17 protein-coding genes and 1 riboswitch are annotated in these 18,057 nt (G+C 36.1%); all 17 genes read left to right on the top strand.

Annotated features, from left to right (window positions below; genetic code table 11):
* Positions 1-10: 10 nt before the first annotated feature.
* The 17 genes from comGC to AC1RFD_RS09560 all read left to right on the top strand — a co-directional run bounded on the left by comGC (position 11) and on the right by AC1RFD_RS09560 (position 18,047).
* Positions 11-349 (top strand): competence type IV pilus major pilin ComGC, encoded by a 339-nt coding sequence (comGC, locus tag AC1RFD_RS09640; protein ID WP_048392260.1) that lies wholly within the window; start codon positions 11-13, stop codon positions 347-349.
* Positions 349-786 (top strand): competence type IV pilus minor pilin ComGD, encoded by a 438-nt coding sequence (gene comGD, locus AC1RFD_RS09635; RefSeq protein ID WP_048392261.1) that lies wholly within the window; start codon positions 349-351, stop codon positions 784-786. The genes comGC and comGD overlap by 1 nt, the downstream gene beginning before the upstream one ends.
* Positions 779-1,096, top strand: coding sequence for a hypothetical protein (locus AC1RFD_RS09630; RefSeq protein ID WP_054549142.1), 318 nt, complete (start codon positions 779-781; stop codon positions 1,094-1,096). The genes comGD and AC1RFD_RS09630 overlap by 8 nt, the downstream gene beginning before the upstream one ends.
* Positions 1,089-1,514 carry a competence type IV pilus minor pilin ComGF gene (gene comGF, locus AC1RFD_RS09625; protein WP_054549143.1) on the top strand — a complete coding sequence of 142 codons (426 nt, stop codon included), beginning with the start codon at positions 1,089-1,091 and terminating at the stop codon, positions 1,512-1,514. The genes AC1RFD_RS09630 and comGF overlap by 8 nt, the downstream gene beginning before the upstream one ends.
* A 16-nt stretch (positions 1,515-1,530) precedes the next feature.
* On the top strand, positions 1,531-1,692 hold the full coding sequence (locus AC1RFD_RS09620) for a hypothetical protein (RefSeq protein WP_225340350.1): 162 nt from the start codon (positions 1,531-1,533) through the stop codon (positions 1,690-1,692).
* A 20-nt stretch (positions 1,693-1,712) separates the two neighbouring features.
* Positions 1,713-2,228, top strand: coding sequence for a shikimate kinase (locus AC1RFD_RS09615; protein WP_004231053.1), 516 nt, complete (start codon positions 1,713-1,715; stop codon positions 2,226-2,228).
* A gap of 144 nt (positions 2,229-2,372) precedes the next feature.
* Positions 2,373-2,465, top strand: a riboswitch (glycine riboswitch).
* 248 nt (positions 2,466-2,713) lie between these two features.
* Complete coding sequence (gcvT, locus tag AC1RFD_RS09610; protein ID WP_054549144.1) at positions 2,714-3,817, top strand: glycine cleavage system aminomethyltransferase GcvT; 1,104 nt, start codon at positions 2,714-2,716, stop codon at positions 3,815-3,817.
* A 25-nt stretch (positions 3,818-3,842) separates the two neighbouring features.
* On the top strand, positions 3,843-5,189 hold the full coding sequence (gene gcvPA / locus AC1RFD_RS09605) for an aminomethyl-transferring glycine dehydrogenase subunit GcvPA (RefSeq protein WP_216485571.1): 1,347 nt from the start codon (positions 3,843-3,845) through the stop codon (positions 5,187-5,189).
* Entirely contained in the window at positions 5,182-6,645 is a 1,464-nt protein-coding gene (gcvPB, locus tag AC1RFD_RS09600; RefSeq protein WP_048392265.1) for an aminomethyl-transferring glycine dehydrogenase subunit GcvPB, read from the top strand. The genes gcvPA and gcvPB overlap by 8 nt, the downstream gene beginning before the upstream one ends.
* 391 nt (positions 6,646-7,036) lie before the next feature.
* Positions 7,037-7,804, top strand: a complete 768-nt coding sequence (locus AC1RFD_RS09595) for a macro domain-containing protein (RefSeq protein ID WP_492474860.1) — start codon at positions 7,037-7,039, stop codon at positions 7,802-7,804.
* A 30-nt stretch (positions 7,805-7,834) separates the two neighbouring features.
* The gene (locus AC1RFD_RS09590; RefSeq protein WP_054549146.1) at positions 7,835-8,782 is read left to right on the top strand and encodes an ADP-ribosylglycohydrolase family protein; all 948 of its coding nucleotides are present in this window, start codon (positions 7,835-7,837) and stop codon (positions 8,780-8,782) included.
* Positions 8,783-8,811: 29 nt separating this feature from the next.
* On the top strand, positions 8,812-9,195 hold the full coding sequence (locus AC1RFD_RS09585; RefSeq protein ID WP_066036352.1) for an SMI1/KNR4 family protein: 384 nt from the start codon (positions 8,812-8,814) through the stop codon (positions 9,193-9,195).
* Between the two features lie 276 nt (positions 9,196-9,471).
* Complete coding sequence (comX, locus tag AC1RFD_RS09580) at positions 9,472-9,630, top strand: competence pheromone ComX (RefSeq protein ID WP_009370188.1); 159 nt, start codon at positions 9,472-9,474, stop codon at positions 9,628-9,630.
* On the top strand, positions 9,621-11,957 hold the full coding sequence (locus AC1RFD_RS09575; RefSeq protein WP_492474859.1) for an ATP-binding protein: 2,337 nt from the start codon (positions 9,621-9,623) through the stop codon (positions 11,955-11,957). The genes comX and AC1RFD_RS09575 overlap by 10 nt, the downstream gene beginning before the upstream one ends.
* A gap of 264 nt (positions 11,958-12,221) precedes the next feature.
* Positions 12,222-15,071 carry a hypothetical protein gene (locus AC1RFD_RS09570; protein WP_288584368.1) on the top strand — a complete coding sequence of 950 codons (2,850 nt, stop codon included), beginning with the start codon at positions 12,222-12,224 and terminating at the stop codon, positions 15,069-15,071.
* Positions 15,072-15,224: 153 nt separating this feature from the next.
* A complete protein-coding gene (locus AC1RFD_RS09565; RefSeq protein ID WP_054549149.1) occupies positions 15,225-16,526 on the top strand; it encodes a hypothetical protein in 1,302 nt (433 codons plus the stop codon).
* Positions 16,527-16,826: 300 nt separating this feature from the next.
* Positions 16,827-18,047: an MFS transporter gene (locus tag AC1RFD_RS09560; RefSeq protein ID WP_048392272.1), complete on the top strand. Its 1,221-nt coding sequence runs from the start codon at positions 16,827-16,829 to the stop codon at positions 18,045-18,047.
* The last annotated feature ends 10 nt before the right edge of the window (positions 18,048-18,057 follow it).

Here is an 18,057-nt window from a genome sequence, read left to right as displayed (position 1 = left end):
GAGGAAGATGATGAAACGTCTTAACCAACAAGCTGGTTTTACTTTAATTGAGATGCTTATAGTTTTGTTAATTATATCCATTCTTATTTTAATTACAATCCCAAATGTTACAAAGCATTTCGCCACAATAGATAAGAAAGGCTGTACGGCTTATATAAGCATGGTACAAGGTCAAGTAGAGGCGTATCGTGTAGATTATATGGCTTATCCTACCTTAGAGGATTTAGTGGCGAAGGGCTATTTAAAGGAAAATGAAACAACCTGCCCAAATAAAGAAGAAATAGTGATTACTAATGAGGGAGAGGTACGTCCAGCCAATGTCAACTTGGAAACAGGTACGGATAGCTAATGAATGTTCATAAAAACGGTGGTTTTACAATTCTTGAAATGCTGGTTGTCTTATTTCTTGTTATGAGTTTAACAGCGATTGTTAGTAAATTCTCATTGAAAATAGCAGAAACCAAGGAATTAGAACGATTTTTTACGCAATTACAACTGGATATTCAATATATTCAAACCTATAGTATGAGCCAACGACAATATATAGCCCTGAAAATGGAAGGTTCAACAAATCGTTATACTATTCAAAAAGATATTTATACTCATTTATATGAACGCTCTTTTCCAAAGGGGGTTGAATTTTTGCCAGCGGAGAGTTCAATTCAAACACTTGTCTATAACTATAGCGGCAATGTGATGACAGCAGGCACCATGGCATTTAAAACACCACAGGGCAAGAAAAAAGTAATCATAACATTAGGGCGAGGGAGAGCTAGGATTGAATGAGTCAGGCTATTCTTTTATAGAAACTATTTTAGGTGTGGGTATTTTGATGCTGCTTTGTACCTCGTTAATTCCCATTACCTATACGATGAAAACAAATCTTGCTAATAAAAAAATGGAGCTAATTGCAGCTGAAACAGCATACGAAGGTTTAAAACAGTACCATGCGATTCAAGTAACAGAGGGCTCTCGGACCATTGAACAGGTTGCTTATCATTGGATAGTTGACGAACAACAAGTCTGTGTCCAATTTCAAAATTTACAAGAGTCACGCCAAAAATGTATCCAAGTGACAGGTGAAGTGCATGAATGAAAAAGGCTATACATTAATAGAAGCTATGTTTCAATTAGTCGTTTTTGTGCTTATTTCTCATTTTTTTGTCCTTATAATACTTTGGTTTGCTGAAATGAAATCAACTATGCTAATAGATGAACAAACAAAGTGGGAACTATTTGTTTCTGACTTGAACCTCTCTCTAAAAGAACTTTCCACCTTTTCCATTCGTGAAGATCAAAAAAGAATAACTTTCCAAACAGCTAATACGCTCCATCATATTGATTGCTACTCGAATATTATTCGTGAGCAGGTAAAGGGTGGACATGTTCCTATGCTAATAGGAATCAATAAATGTCAATTTAGCTATTCCGAAAATAAGCTGACGGTAGCTGTTGAAATGGCTAGTGGTATTCAAAAGGAGCGAACCTTTTATGTGCCAATTATTGAAAAATGACAGAGGGGCTATTTTTTTGATCGCAATTGCATTATTATTTTTTGTAACTACTTTTGTTCTTGCGTATTATATGTCTTATGAAATGCAGTATCGAACATATGATGGGCTAGAAAAATTGAATGTTCGAGCTACGATAAATTTATTGGGACAAATTTTGTCAGACAGTGTAGAATCGTAGTTATAAGAAGGTGAATCGAATTGCGAAAAATATATTTAGTTGGTTTTATGGGTAGTGGAAAAAGTGCATTAGGAAGACGTTTAAGCTATTTATTGAAGATGCCATATTACGATATGGATCATGAGATTGTGCGTCAGCAGGGGATGACAATTCCACAGATTTTTGAAAAATACGGTGAGGCCCACTTTCGAGAAATAGAAACAGAATTTTTGAAAAATTTTAGGGACGAGGCCTGTATTATTTCGACTGGTGGTGGCGTTGCCATCAATGCTGAAAATCGAAAAATTATGAGACGCAGTGGACTGGTGTTTTTTTTAGATGCGTCGTTTGAGGATATTTATAAACGAGTTCAGCATGATCCAAATAGACCCATTGTACAGAGCTCTACAAAGGAGGAGCTAGAAAGTCTGTATCACTACAGAAGGAAGTTTTACCGTGATGCAGGTCATATTCAGGTACTGACAGAAGGTAGGACGATTCGCCAAATTCTAGAGTATTTAGTATTTCAAGTGAAAAGATTGAAAAACGAACGATAAGTAGCTTATTTTTATTTAATGTTCGTGTTTTATTATCTTTTAAAAAATGATTGCCTTTCCAATGCATTTAATGTTAGGATATAGACAAATAAGTAACTAAATGTTCATTGAATACTAAATAGTACCAAGATTTATCTTGGGCGGATGATTGTGCGGGGAGAGAGCGTGTAGACGTCACCGAAGGAGCAAGTAGCAATGGGCTATGAATCTCTCAGGTAAAAGGACTCGTACAAGACGCAACTCTGGAGAGAGCTGTAGTATAACAATAACAGCCACCAAAGGGGAAAGCCGACTGATTGGCAACGGTAAAGCTTGCGAGCCAGTCTGGTGTAACTTTCAGGTGCAAGGACAGAGAATCCCGAAAAGGGGTTCGTCTGTCTTTTTTTATGTCTATAGCCCGTTTTACTTAAGTGACTGTAGGAATACAAAAAGCAGACGAACTACTACCAGTAAAAATGTAACTAACAATAAGGGGGCAAAAAAGAATGTCGAATGAATTAAAACGTACACCTCTATTTGAAGAATACGCGAAATATGGTGCAAAAACAGTTGACTTCGGTGGATGGGAATTACCTGTTCAATTCTCTTCTATTAAAGAAGAACATGATGCAGTACGTAATCGTGCAGGCTTATTTGATGTATCACATATGGGAGAGATTTTAGTAACAGGTCCCGATGCATTAGGTTTTTTACAAAATCTTTTATCAAATGATGTATCAAAAATTGTTGACGGTCAAGCGCAGTACACGGCAATGTGCTACGAAGATGGTGGCGTTGTTGATGATTTATTAACATATAAATTAGCTGACAATCACTATTTATTATGTGTCAATGCAGCTAACATTGAAAAAGACTATGATTGGATGATGGAAAATCAACATCAATATGATGTGACGATTGATAACCAATCGGATGCCTACGCACAAATTGCTCTTCAAGGACCACTAGCAGAAGAAGTTCTTCAATCCCTTACTTCGACTGATGTAAGTGCCATTAAATTTTTCCGCTTCCAAGAGAATGTGGAGGTTGCAGGACATAAAGTATTAGTGTCTCGCAGTGGCTACACAGGTGAAGATGGCTTTGAATTATATGGCGCTCCAGAAGACATCAAAGCGCTTTGGGGTAAAATTTTAGAGGCAGGTCAAGAAAAAGGTGTGGTTCCAGCTGGACTAGGATGTCGTGATACACTTCGTTTTGAAGCGGGGCTACCACTATATGGTCAAGAGCTATCAGCAACAATTTCTCCTCTAGAGGCTGGTATTGGTTTCGCTGTGAAATTAAATAAAGAAGGCTTCATTGGTCATGAAGCATTAGTAGCTCAAAAGGAAAATGGTCTACCACGCAAACTTGTAGGCATTGAAATGATTGATAAAGGCATTCCACGCCATGGCTACAAAGTGTTTAAGGATGGTCAAGAAATCGGTGAAGTGACAACTGGTACACAGCTTCCTTCATCAAAACGTAATGTTGGTCACGCATTAATTGACAGTCAATTCGCAACAATCGGAACTGAACTAGAAATTGAAATTCGCGGTAAACACTTAAAGGTAATAACAGTAGAAACACCGTTTTACAAGCGTTCAAAATAATAGTTGAAAAGAGGGACCTACATTTATGAAACATCGTTATTTACCTATGACGGAGCAAGATCAAAAAGAAATGTTAGACGTAATCGGTGTATCCTCAGTCGATGAGTTATTTGAGGATATTCCTGAGAAAGTCCGTTTTAAAGGCCTTTATGATATTAAAGAAGCAAAATCAGAATCTGCGTTATTAAAAGAGTTAACGGCACTTGCTGCTAAAAATAAGGACACAAATGCCAACGTATCATTTTTAGGTGCAGGTGTTTATAACCACTATAAACCAGTGATCGTAGACCATGTTATTTCTCGTTCAGAATTCTATACAGCTTATACACCATATCAGCCAGAGATTTCACAAGGTGAGCTACAAGCCATCTTTGAATTCCAAACGATGATTGCTGAGCTAACGGGAATGGATCTTGCTAACTCTTCTATGTATGACGGTGGTACAGCATTGGCAGAAGCGGGTATGTTGGCAGCTGGTCATACGCGTCGCAAGAAAATTTTAGTGTCAGAAGCAGTGCACCCAGAATATCGCGATGTTGTTGCTACATATGCATATGGTCAATCCATTGATATCGTGACTATCCCGCAAAAAGATGGTGTGACAGATGTGGGTGCATTAAAAGAGTTAATCGATGACAACACAGCAGCTGTTATTGCACAATATCCAAACTTCTTTGGACAAGTGGAAGATATCCAAGTGATCGGGGATATTGCACATGCTGCAAAAAGCTTACTCGTTGTATCTTCTAACCCATTGGCATTAGGAATTTTAACGCCTCCTGGCAAGCTTGGTGCTGATATTTGTGTAGGTGATGCGCAAGTATTTGGTATTTCTGAAGCCTTCGGCGGCCCACACTGTGGTTTCTTTGCAGTGACAACAAAATTGATGCGTAAGGTACCAGGACGTCTTGTTGGTGAAACAGTGGATGGTGAAGGCCGTCGTGGATACGTATTAACACTACAAGCACGTGAACAACATATCCGTCGTGATAAAGCAACTTCGAATATTTGCTCCAACCAAGCACTACTTGCACTTGCAGCTTCTGTAGCGATGACAGCTCTAGGAAAACAAGGAATTCGTGAAATGGCTACTCAAAATATCGCGAAAACACGTTATGCAAAAAATGCCTTTGAAGCAGCAGGCTTTACAGTAGCATTCCAAGGCGCACACTTCAATGAAATCGTTGTGAAAACGAATAAATGTGTGAAGGAAATCAATAAAGGCTTAATCGAAAAGGGTATTATCGGTGGCTATCCTTTAGGTCAAAATTATGACTCTCTTAAAAATCATGTGCTAATCGCAGTAACTGAATTACGCACGAAAGAAGAAATTGATGCACTTGTTGCAGAAATGGGGGCTCTTAATGCATAACGAAAATCAATCACTCATTTTTGAAATTTCAAAAGAAGGTCGCGTTGGCTATAGTTTAGAAGCACTAGATGTGCCTGAGGTAGACCTAGCAGATTTATTACCTGCAAACTTAGTACGTTCAGAGGCAGCAGAACTACCTGAAGTGTCTGAGCTTGATATTATGCGTCATTATACAGCACTTTCTCGTAGAAACCATGGAGTAGACTCTGGCTTCTATCCGCTTGGCTCTTGTACGATGAAATATAATCCGAAAATTAACGAAACAGTTGCACGTCTTTCTGGCTTTGCAAATGTTCACCCATTACAGGATGAATCAACAGCACAAGGGGCAATGGAGCTTCTTTATGATCTTCAAACTTCTTTAGTGGAAATTACTGGGATGGATGAAGTTACATTACAACCAGCAGCAGGTGCTCATGGAGAATGGACAGCGTTAATGATGATTCGTGCCTTCCATGAAGCAAATGGTGAAGGTCACCGTAACAAGGTAATCGTTCCTGATTCAGCTCACGGTACAAACCCAGCATCTGCGACAGTAGCAGGCTTTGAAACAATCACTGTTAAATCAGATGAAAATGGCTTAGTTGATATCGAAGACCTTCGCAAAGTAGTAGGCTCTGATACAGCAGCACTAATGTTAACGAACCCGAATACACTAGGGTTATTTGAAGAAAACATTATCGAAATGGCAGAGCTAATTCACTCTGTAGGCGGTAAAGTGTACTATGATGGTGCGAACCTCAATGCTGTAATGAGTAAAGCACGTCCTGGCGATATGGGCTTTGACTGTGTGCATTTAAATCTACACAAAACATTTACAGGCCCACATGGTGGCGGTGGTCCAGGTTCTGGTCCAGTAGGTGTAAAAGCAGATTTAATTCCATTCCTACCAAAACCAGTATTAGTAAGAACTGAAGAAGGCACATATCACTTTGACTACGATCGTCCACAATCAATCGGACGCGTAAAACCTTACTATGGTAACTTTGGTATCAATGTTCGTGCTTATACGTACATTCGTACAATGGGTCCTGATGGCTTAAAAGCTGTTACAGAATATGCTGTATTAAACGCCAACTACATGATGCGTCGCTTAGAGCCATTCTATGATCTACCATATAACCGTCACTGTAAACATGAATTTGTCTTATCGGGTCGTCGTCAGAAGAAACTAGGCGTTCGTACATTAGACATCGCAAAACGTCTGTTAGACTTTGGCTACCATCCACCAACAACATACTTCCCATTAAATGTGGAAGAGGCGTTGATGATCGAGCCAACTGAAACAGAATCTAAAGAAACATTAGATGCATTCTGTGATGTAATGATTCAAATTGCGAAAGAAGCAGAAGAAAATCCATCAATCGTTCAAGAAGCACCTCATACAACAGTCGTATCTCGTCTAGACGAAACACGCGCTGCTCGTACACCAGTGCTTCGTTATCAAAAAGCATAGTCTCCAAAACCGTTCACGTTCATGTGAGCGGTTTTTTTGTCAAAAAGACATGCATGAGTTAGTTATGAAAAATCTGAGTATCTTACAAGAGAAGTGCTAAGTAATGCAAAATTAAAAGTTGATGGAAGTTTCGTTGATAAGTATATAAGATTGGTGTTAAAAGACTCTGATCTTGATTTATTTCCATTAAACGATTTAAACTTGGAAGATACCTGTTTTGTTCAGAAAAATTTAAATCTGTGAAAAATTCCATCTTAAAGGGATTCAATTTAAGGACTTAGAGTTAGTGCCTAACTATCTACAATCGAAAGTATAATTAATAAAATCTTTGCACCTTATTAAGCACAAAAATATGATAGGGTTAGGTTGGTTCTATTAAGGGGGGAAAGTGGTGGAAGAAGATATCAAGTTTGGTAATAGTCTATTATACTATAAATGTGATAATATTGAATTTTTAAAAGGTTATGGACAATTGTATACAGAATTTGATGATGGCGTTGCAACTAGGCAGATCAATATAATAAAAAACGATATGTACTGTTCTTCATCATTGCACGATTGGAACGAAGATATTGGATTTTTATTGTATGACGGACATATCGATAGTTTAGATGTAAGCGATAGTGTACCTATTACAAGATTAGATTTTGAGAACAAATGGCAGGAGGGAATTGTAGCTAACAAATCTCCAATAAACTACTTAAAGGGCGATGCATCTCTTCCTTTAGAAGAACATACACTCATTATTCATGTAGTCAATATTTTAGGAAAATGGGGAAAAGGCTTTGTTTTATCTTTATCAAAGCAATTCCCTATTGCTAAAAATGATTATGTAAAATGGTCGAAGGATAAAGAAACTTTTGGGTTAGGAGAGGTTCAGTTTGTATGTGCAGACCAGCAGAAAGCTAATTTTGTTGCCAATATGCTTGCACAGCATGGTGTGAGGAAAAATGATAAAGATCGTACAACCTATATTGATTATGATGTGCTTCGTTTATGTTTAAGAAAAGTTGCGAGGTTTGCATTAAAAAATAGATTATCGATACAGATGCCTAAAATTGGTTCAGGTTTAGCTGGAGGAGATTGGAGAGAGATCGAAAAAATAATAAATGAGGAATTGATTTATTATAAAATTAAATGTACTGTTTTTGAATTGTGATAAATTAAATTAAAGTTAGGGGTGGCATCTATGGTAGATACAAAATTGAGGGAGCGGGTGTTTGACACTTTATACGGTGGGATTATCGGTGATCTAATGGGCGTACCTGTTGAGTTTAAACAAAGAGGGACTTTCCATGTGCAAGATGTGATGGGGTACGGTACTTACAATCAGCCACCTGGTACTTGGTCTGATGATACTTCTTTAACACTCTGCCTGGTCGAGAACATTATTGAAAATGGGGATACCAAAACATTAATGAATAAATTTGTACAATACATGGAGCAGGGCTATCTCACACCATTTGGCGAAATGTTTGATATTGGAATTACTACAGCTGAAGCCGTTTCGAACTATAAAAAAGGTGTTCCGCCAGCAAAATGTGGTAAAACGGGCGAGTTTGATAATGGCAATGGTACGTTAATGAGAATTGCTCCTTTAGTATTCGTTGTCATGCATGAGGTAGATTTTACTAAAAGAAAAGAATTAGTTCATCAGTATACAGAGATTACTCATGGTCACCCACGTTCCATAGTAGGGTCCATCATTTACATTGAACTATTATTAAGCTTATACCGAAATAATTCACTAGAAGTGGCCTTAAAAGAGGTCTTTGAACTACTCCAAAATAATTTACAAAATGAAATGAAAGCAGAGTTAAATGCTTATGCAAGGATTTTTCATGAAAACTTTTTAAATACGCCTGAAGACGAGATTCAATCGAGTGGCTATATTGTTCATTCGCTAGAAGCGGCTATTTGGTGTGTAGGTAATTCTACAACATTTAAAGAAGCGATTCTGATGGCAGTTAATTTAGGAGAAGATACGGACACCGTTGCAGCAATTACAGGATCGATCGCGGGAATGTATAAACAGTTGGACAATATTCCAGAAGAATGGTTAGGTAAAATTGTCAGTAAACAAAAGGTTGATGCCTTAATCCTGGCGTTTTATAAATTTTGTGCAGCGCAGACGTAAAAAAGTTTATTGGAAAGGACGGTGACGACATGTTACCTATACATAATAGCTATACAGCAAATCCACCAGCAACAGATCACCAAATTGTGCACATAGAACATAGGCTGAATTGCCAACTTCCGAGTGCGTATACACTTGTATTAAAGGAAAGTAACGGTTTATCGTTTACGAATGGCGTGTTCATTTATGGTACAGAGGAAGTAATAGAAAGAAACCAGACTTGGGAAGTGGAGGAATATGCAAAAGGCTATATTGCAATTGGTGATGATAGTGGAGGAATGGTCTTTTTAATGGACATAAAGGCAGAGGATTATCGTGTTTTAGCAGTAGATAGTGGTGATATGAACCCAAAGCATGCAACATTGATTACTTGTGATTTCTACAAGTGGCTACAAGAAGGGTGTCGGTATTAGCAAAAGAGAAAAATGAAAAGCTTCTTCCTACTAGAAGGAAGGAGCTTTTCATTTGTTTTTATGTCTATTATTGGAGAAAAATAATTGAAAATAAAGCAAAATTATTACGTAATCTATTATTTTTTGAATTTTTTAGAAAATTATGTTGAATTATTGGAGAGAGGTAGTATAATGAAAATATAGTTACATAAATGGTTAATAATTCCTTATTAAGAGGAATTATTGGCAAAAAATAGTGACTATAAACTAAAAAAATGAAGAAATGAGGCGATTTTAATGATTAACATGATTCAGTATTTAGAGCAAAATCCGACGTTAGTGACATTGTTAAAAGAAAAAAAAGCTTCTCTCATTGGTGTAACAGCATTAGAACAAAAGGCAATATTGGATTCGTTTGATGAAGATTTCTGTTCTCAAAGTTTAATTTGGTACTAAAATATTTTATAAATAAACCTATATGGATAGCTATAAGTTTTTATTTATTTATTGGTTTATATTTAATTAATGTAACTTATAGCTCTCCTTCAATAAATATTGAAATTCAAGAAGAAGACGGCCAATGGTTCGTAAAGAAGCCATATTTTAAAAAATGGGCAGATAATCATCAAATAATGCTAGGGGATATTGTTTTAGAAGTTAATGGTACGCACACAGAAAATGTTTCTAATCTAGAATATGATTCTGTGATTAGAGCAGCAAATGAATTAGTAATAAAAAAGCCAGATGGCCAGATATTAGTGGTGAAAATAAGGCATTTAGATATTCCTCAACAATTCTATTATGTGTTAGTTATTCCTTCTTGTTATTTTCTACTCACTTTATTTATTACTTTATATATTAAATACAAACAAAAAAATTCTAACTTAATTAAATTACTTATTTTATTTATCCTTACTGTTTCTCTGGCATATGTTAGTAGCGGTGCTTCAAGCCGACTAGATCCTATTGGAATAATAGTAAATAGAAGCAGTATGTTGTTATGTTTAGTAATTTTAATACATTTTTTAAAAGAGTACTTTTATTTTCTGAATCTCAAATGGATATTTTTTGAAAATGTAAAAATACTTTATTTAATTCCTATATCTGCTGTTATACTTAGTTTTTTTAGTATAATAATTCCATATACACATTACCACCATTCTTATATTGTACTTGGTATTTTCTTTCTACTCTTGGTGACCTTATTAACCATTATGATAGTCGGGTATCTAAAATATAAAGTACCTCAACTAAAAGTTCTGTTGAGTAGTGTTTTTATACCATTTTTACCTTTTCTTTTTATGTACGCTTTACCTGTAATAGTATTTAATAGGTATATACTTTCTGCAGAAATTTGTTCTCTATTCTTAATGCTTATTCCTTTTAGTTTTATCTTTACACAACTTACTGAACGTATATTTGATATGGAGTATTTTATTTCACGATTACGATATTACTTCAATTTCTCATTTGGATTTACTATGTGGTTGTTAATAGGACTATATTTACTCACTGATCTTTCAATTACGCGCATGACGGAGATTTTCTTTTTTGCCTTTCTATCGTTAATGGCGTTGTTCTACATTAAAGAGCGGATTGATTATCGTAAGCGGAAAATTTTATTTTCTACAAAAGGCGACTACATCCACCGCTTGTATACGACCGTTGAGAGTATTGGTAGAGTGGTGAAAATTGAGGACTTATTGGAGAAATTTGTACAGGAGGTTGTGGTTCAGCTTGAAATGGAAAGTGTGTATGTGCTCACATATGATTTTCAAACACATCAAGTTACCTTAACAAATAAATCCAAAGAATACACGCAGCATCAAATAGATGAGGTACTAGTCGAACGATTAGGCTTGGGAGATATTAAAAAGACAGATCATTTCTATATCGCCTTTATTCATCAGGATGTGAACTATAAACGAATCCTTGTTGTGGATCATAATAAAACGATTTATCTCAAGGACGAGGAACTGCTCTGGCTAGAATTATTGCTGCTCTATTTAAATAATTTTATCGAAAACACAAAAATGGTTGAGGAGCTTTTAAATCAGTTAAAGCATATGAAAGAAGCTGATAATCGACAGCTACCATGGCTCAATAAATTACTCTGGCTAAGGTTCGAGGAAGAAAAATATCAGTTAGCACAGGAACTTCATGATACGATTTTACAAGAACAACTGCACATTGCAAGGGAAATGGATGTCCTCATGCATACCAAAGAAAAAGAGGAGATCCCATCTAAACTTATAAAGCTTCATGAACATATGATTATCTCTCTGAATGATTTGAGGGGCTATTGCGAAAACTTAAAGCCACCTCTATTAGATACATTGGGCTTAAATGCAGCCCTTGAAAAACTAATACAGAAAATTCATAAACGGGCTAATTTTGTTTTGATATATACGATTGACCGCCTCTATTTAGAGGATGAGCGTTTAAATTTAATGATTTATCGACTGTTCCAAGAATTATTAAACAATGCGTTAAAACATTCCTATGCTAATACAGTTGAAATACATTTATTGGGCACCGAAGAGGGATTCCAAATTTTGTATAGCGATGATGGTGTTGGTTGTAATATAGATGATATTCTACTTGCCGATTCTATGGGCATACAAGGCATGCAGGAGCGCGTTCAAGCTTTTAATGGGAAATTCGCATTAGATAGCAAAGTAGGAGAAGGGATGACGATTCGTATCCAAGTAAGTGAAACCCAACATACGAATCCCTATACCTATAAGACCCTGACCCGACCAACTTATATGATACGAGGATAACCAGATGAAGCGGAAGCATAAGTGCATATATTTTTTTAATACCTTTTAATCTCTTCGTAGAGGCTACGAATGTGGGTTAGAAGGCTTTTGTTTGAAAAGTATTTATTTATAATCAAAAATGATAAAACGTTATCAAAAAAATATTATTTGTTAAATAGTAAATCAGGAAAAAATACACTTTTTAGAGTATTTACCTAATATTCAAGGAAATTATGGCCATATGACCGATATAATTCAGGAGAAGGATTGAGGAGGTCAATAGATTTGAATAAAAAATTATTTTTAACAGCAGCAGCTATTCCTGTTGCACTTATCGTTCCCACTGTAGCAGGTGCGGCCGAAACAGTTTCAGTCACTGGAGAAAATATTGTCAATGCAACATTAAAAGTAGAAAAATTACCAAATGATTCAATCGTCAATGCCTATCAATGGTATTATCTAGAGGAAATTACTGGTGAAGAGGGTTCAACAAATAAGCCCATCTCGGGAGCAACATCTATTTCCTTAAAAGTGCCTGTTGAAGCAGCTGGAAAAAGCATTTTTGTGGAAGCAACTACGACAGACGGTAAAAAATTTAAAAGTGCACCGCGCACTATTCAGCCATTAGAGCTCGATATCACCATTCCAACGTTAGAAGGTCAATCCGCTGGTTTTGTAGCACCTGGAGAAACAGTGAAAGTAGCTGGTATTACTGTAACTGATAAGAATGGTGCAAAATTGCAAAGTGATCAAATTACATATAGTTATCAATGGTTTTATAAATTAGGCGATAACTCCTTTACTATCATAGAGGGAGCTGCAGGTAGTACATATACGATTCCGAAGGATGCCATTGAAAAGGATATTAAAAATATTGCTGTCACTGTCAAAGCAAAAGTGGGTCTTTCTTTTGCGGAATCTAAACTATCTGATACCATCACAGTCTCTAAACAACCCACTGATACTTTAACGAAAGAGATTAAAGCTTTACTGGTCAATGATAATAAATACAATGTATCAAGTTTAGCAGAATTTAGTGCTAAAGTTGCGGAACTAGAAAAAAACTATCAATCCTTATCAGCGGCAGCTAAAGGTAATGTGTCTAATTATGATGTCTTAAAGCGAGCACTTGCTGATGTTGAATTAATAACTAAGTTAAATGAAAAATGGAGTAAAATAGAGACTAGTAATGAAAAAGAAATAAAGGAACTAGAAGAGGCTTATAATAAGCTAGATCTGTTACAGCGTAGCTTAGATGTAGATGAGACCCTATATACGAGCATTAAAAATCTATTAAACGAGCCAAATGATCTTGAAGAGATAAAAGAAGTCAGAAAACTCAATCAAGCTATTATTAATTTATTATCTTATGAAAATTCACTTGTGAAATATGTAGCTTCGGATGTTGATTCCTTACAAGCGAGCGTAAAGACAATCGAAGCAGATATTGAGAAATTATCACAAAGCTACCGAGCCGCTGTTCAAAACCAAGCAATTTTGTCTGAGGCTAAATCGGATATTAAAAAGGTCGAGCAATTCATTAAATCATTTGATAAATTAGCTACAAATAGTACGCCTAATAAACAAGTGACGACTGCTAAATCAATACGTACAGCCTATGAAAAATTAACGTATAAACAATTAAAATTAGTGCCAGATGTGTATGTGCAGCGTTTGACTACAGCAGAACGTGCAGAAGAAAGCCAAATTATAAATTTAAATAATGTCATAGATAGCTATATTAGTGATGATGTTTATCCGTTCAATCCGTCTGCTGGTTCATGGCAAAGTCATGTCAATAATGTTAATCAAATGATCAAGGAATATAAGAGCTTAACAAAAGCCTCCGCAGCACAAATTATTGGTTACGATAGTCTTGTTACTTTACAGAAAGATTTAAAAGCAGCTGAAAAAGTAATTAAAGATATGGATGCCTATCAAAAATTATCTGCAACAACTGGTGTAACGGAAAGTAAACTTAATTCAAGCTATACAGGTACTTTAAAAGCTTATAATAATCTTACAAATTTACAGCAATCACTTGTATATAATGCTGAAGAATTTTTACTAAACACGCCAAAGATTTCAGTTGATGGCAATGGTAAAGTGCCTACTGATAAAGCAGCAGCAGAGGCGTTAAAGGCGGATATAGCCAAATTTGCGGATGTTACGAAATATTCATTCAATCAATTAGAAACCGCTGTTAATACAGCTTCTGAATCCTATAAAAAATTGTCTTCAGCTGCAAGAAAATACGTGACAAATTATTATTTATTAACAGCAGCAAATAAGGATATTACAGGAGTAAAATCATTCTATAAAAAAATACAGACTGCTAGAGAAGAAACAGATGCTGCGAAAAAGGCTAAAAAAGTTGAAACAGTGCAAAAAGCTTATGCGAAATTACCTGCGAATCAGCAGCATTTAGCAAAAGAACAATATGAAGCTTTATTAAAAAATCAAAATATAGATGAAAATGCATCGAAAATTACACAGCTAAATAATGATATTGCCACAATTGTTTCCAATAATCTCTATGTCGTAACGATTGAACGTATTAAAAATCTTTCTACACAATATAGTAGCCTTAGTTCAAGTGAGAAAAAACTGATTACGAACTATGATATTTTAAAAACTGCGCTTGCAGACGTGAAAAAAGTGGAAAGCTTTATGAAGACCTATGAGAAATCCTTTGCTTCAAATCCAAGCACTGTGATCAAGGCATATGAAAAGCTTACATCTAAACAAGTGAGCCTGATTGATGCAGGAACTAGACAATTGATCATTGATAAGCAAAAAGGACAACAACAAACGAATGAAAATGCATTGTCATTAATTGAATCCATCAATTCACTTCTTGTAAAAGGTGAATATATCAATGGTTTACAGGAGAAAGTAAGTGAAATCCGTAAAGCCTATGATGCTCTGAGTGATGCTGATAAGAAGGTTGTTAAAAATTATTCGAAGCTCACGCAAGCAGAGGGTGATTTGAAGAAGGTTGAAGAGGTGCATGCTATATACGAACCAGCAGGGAGCAGTAATGATGCTGCACGTAAAGCATGGCAAACAGCCTATGGAAAGCTCTCTAAAAGATTAGAGTTACTCTATACAAACATGTATCCAACCGAGCAATAATTGTTACTTCCAGATGGCCTCGAACAGTTTTCGAGGCTTTTCTTTATACATAAGATTTGTCTAGTAATTTGATTGTCCGCTATACTATGTACAACAAAGGAAGAAATTTTTTACATAAAGATTGTAGTTTCACAAAGAAGGTAGGAACAAAAGATGTATAAAATAGGTGTTGTTGGTCCCATTCAATCCGTTGAAAGAATTATTGCCTTAGCACGAGAAATCGAACAGGATATGGAATTTATTCCGTATATATATGAAGTGGCGACAGAAACAAAGCATCTTGTGGAGACACATAATCAGGCTGTCGATTTCTGGTTGTTTTCTGGTTACATCCCTTATAAGCTTGCCAGTCAAACGAATGTATCCAAAGATAAATTGACCCATATTATTTTTTCCGAAGCGGCTATTTATCGGGGTTTTTTAGAGCAATCCTATCAGCAAAAAAAGTTTATAGAAAATGTTAGTATCGATATTATTCCTTCGCCTTCTCAAATGGCTTCAGAAAGTCTTGCAGAGATTCAGCATAATGTCCATCATATGTATTTAAAGGAATTTGATGTCGCTATTGATCCACAAGAGCTATTTGATTTCCACTATAGTCTTTGGCAGGCGGGCAAAATTGATTTTGCGATTACTTGTTATCCCTCTGTTGATGAAGAGCTGAAGAAACGAGGCGTTCCATCATATTGGGTTTCCCCGACAAAAACAGAAATTTATCATACAGTTCAGCTTTTTACAGAGAAGATCAAAACGTCCTACTATAAAGAGACACAAATTGGTGCAGTCATGCTTGAAATTAAGGACTTTGATTCATTAAAAGAGCGCATGAAGCAAGGCTATCGTATTCAATATTTAGAATTGCGTACGAAGGAAAATCTACTACAGCTCTGTGAACAGATTGATGGCTCTCTTATTGAAGAGGGGAATGGTAAATATACGATCTTTAGTACAAGAGGTGCGATTGAAGGGCAAATACGATTTTTACAGGAAAAAATGTATCAGTTGTCGATTGAAATGGAGACGAAGGTGACAGCGGGCATTGGCTTTGCTCAAACAGTGTTCAATGCTGAGTTACATGCTCACCGAGGACTAAGACAGACGAAGGAAAACGAGGCTATTGACATCGTGATGATACAGGATGATGGCACCATTATTGAATCGGTAGGGAATGTAGAAGAGCTATCCTATTCCTACCGAGCAGAAGACCCTTATATTTTAGAAAAACTAAAAAAAGGGAATATTAGTATTAAAACCTATATGAAAATCCATGCACTTGTACAAAAAATGCATTGGAAGCATTTTACGACAAAGGATTTAGCGACACAACTGCAAATGAGCGAGAGAAATGCCCAACGAATCGTAGCAGATTTATGTAATGTAGATTTAGCGAGAATTTGTGGGGAAGAATTGCAGCATACTCGAGGCAGACCTATTAAAATGTATCAACTTGTCTAAAAACAAAAATGTCCCAAACCAATAAATGGTGTGGGACATTTTTTTATGCTTTTTGAAGCCTTAAATACTGATAAATTAATGAATTTAGCGGTTATTTAGGTAAATAATATAGATTTACGAAGACGATTATCTATTAGAAATTTTCAAAAAAATATTGTCTTTTTATTGAACTTTGATTATTATACGAATATATAACGAAAATGTCGGTATATAAAAGGGGATTTACGGACAAGGGGGCAAGCATATTCAAGAATAGTCGTGGCAATAAAGAGAGGATTTCTATATATGGGAGGGATATGAATGACAACAAATGAAATAACGAAGAAATCTAGAAATGTCATCCTTGCACTTTTATTTTTAGGCTGGTCTTTAGGGAATTTAGATCGCTATATTATGAACTATGCAGTAGTCTCGATTACAGGGGATTTGCAACTGGATGCATCTTCAACGGGTATTATTTTAAGCGCTTTCTTTTTAGGCTATGCCATTATGCAAATACCGGGTGGCTGGCTTGCCGATAAGTTTGGCGCAAAACGAGTTTTATTAATGGCTGTTATCACGTGGTCTATTTTTACGGGCCTAACGGCTATTGCTTGGTCTTTAACAGCAATGATTGTGATTCGCTTCTTATTTGGCATTGGTGAGGGTGGTTTTCAGCCATCAAGCTCTAAAATTATTGCTACGATTTTCCCAAAAGAGGAAAGAGGTAGAGCGATGTCCATCATGCTTACTTCTGGTGGCATTGTTTCACTCATCGTCCCTTTGCTAGCTGCTTATTTATTAGGAACGATTGGCTGGCGCATGATGTTTATCATCATTGGGGCCATTGGGGCAATAATTGCCTTTATATATTGGAAATACATTCAACTCCCGAAAGATGAGGCAGCTACAGCTGGAACAGAAAATACTACGAACAAAGTGAATTTTAAAGAGTTACTGAAAACACCCCTAATGTGGAATTTAATCATTGCTTATTTTTGTATTTATGCAGTGAACTGGGGATTAGTTTCTTGGATTCCAACATATCTTCAAAAAAATCGAGGCTTGGATTTAATGTCCATTGGTTGGGCGCAAACAATACCTGCGATTACAACGATAATTGGTGTATATGGTAGTGGCTATATCATTGATAAGCTACCAAAAGGTATGGAGAAAGTGTTAGGCTCCATCTCCTGCGCAGTCATTGGTCTTTTATTGTATTTAATGTTTACTGCCAAAACAGTGACGTTATTTATTGGTTACCAAACAGTCGTTTCGATATTTATTGCGTTTGTCATTACATTACTACCTGTTATTGTACTCAAGAAATTACCTTCTTCTATCACAGGTTCTGCAATGGGGATTGCCAATACAGGGGGACAATTAGCAGGGTTTGTTACACCGATGGCAATTGGATTTATGGTGGATGCCTTTAATGGCTCCTTTGATGCAGCCTTTTGGATGTTAATTGGCTTTGCGCTTATCTGTATTGTGTCGCTTGTCACACTAAACGACCAAAAAGGAACATTGTTAAAAGCATAATGAAATTGGA

The organism is Lysinibacillus sp. GW823-FHT02G10 (assembly GCF_058797135.1).
This window is presented reverse-complemented; position numbering and strand designations above follow the sequence as displayed.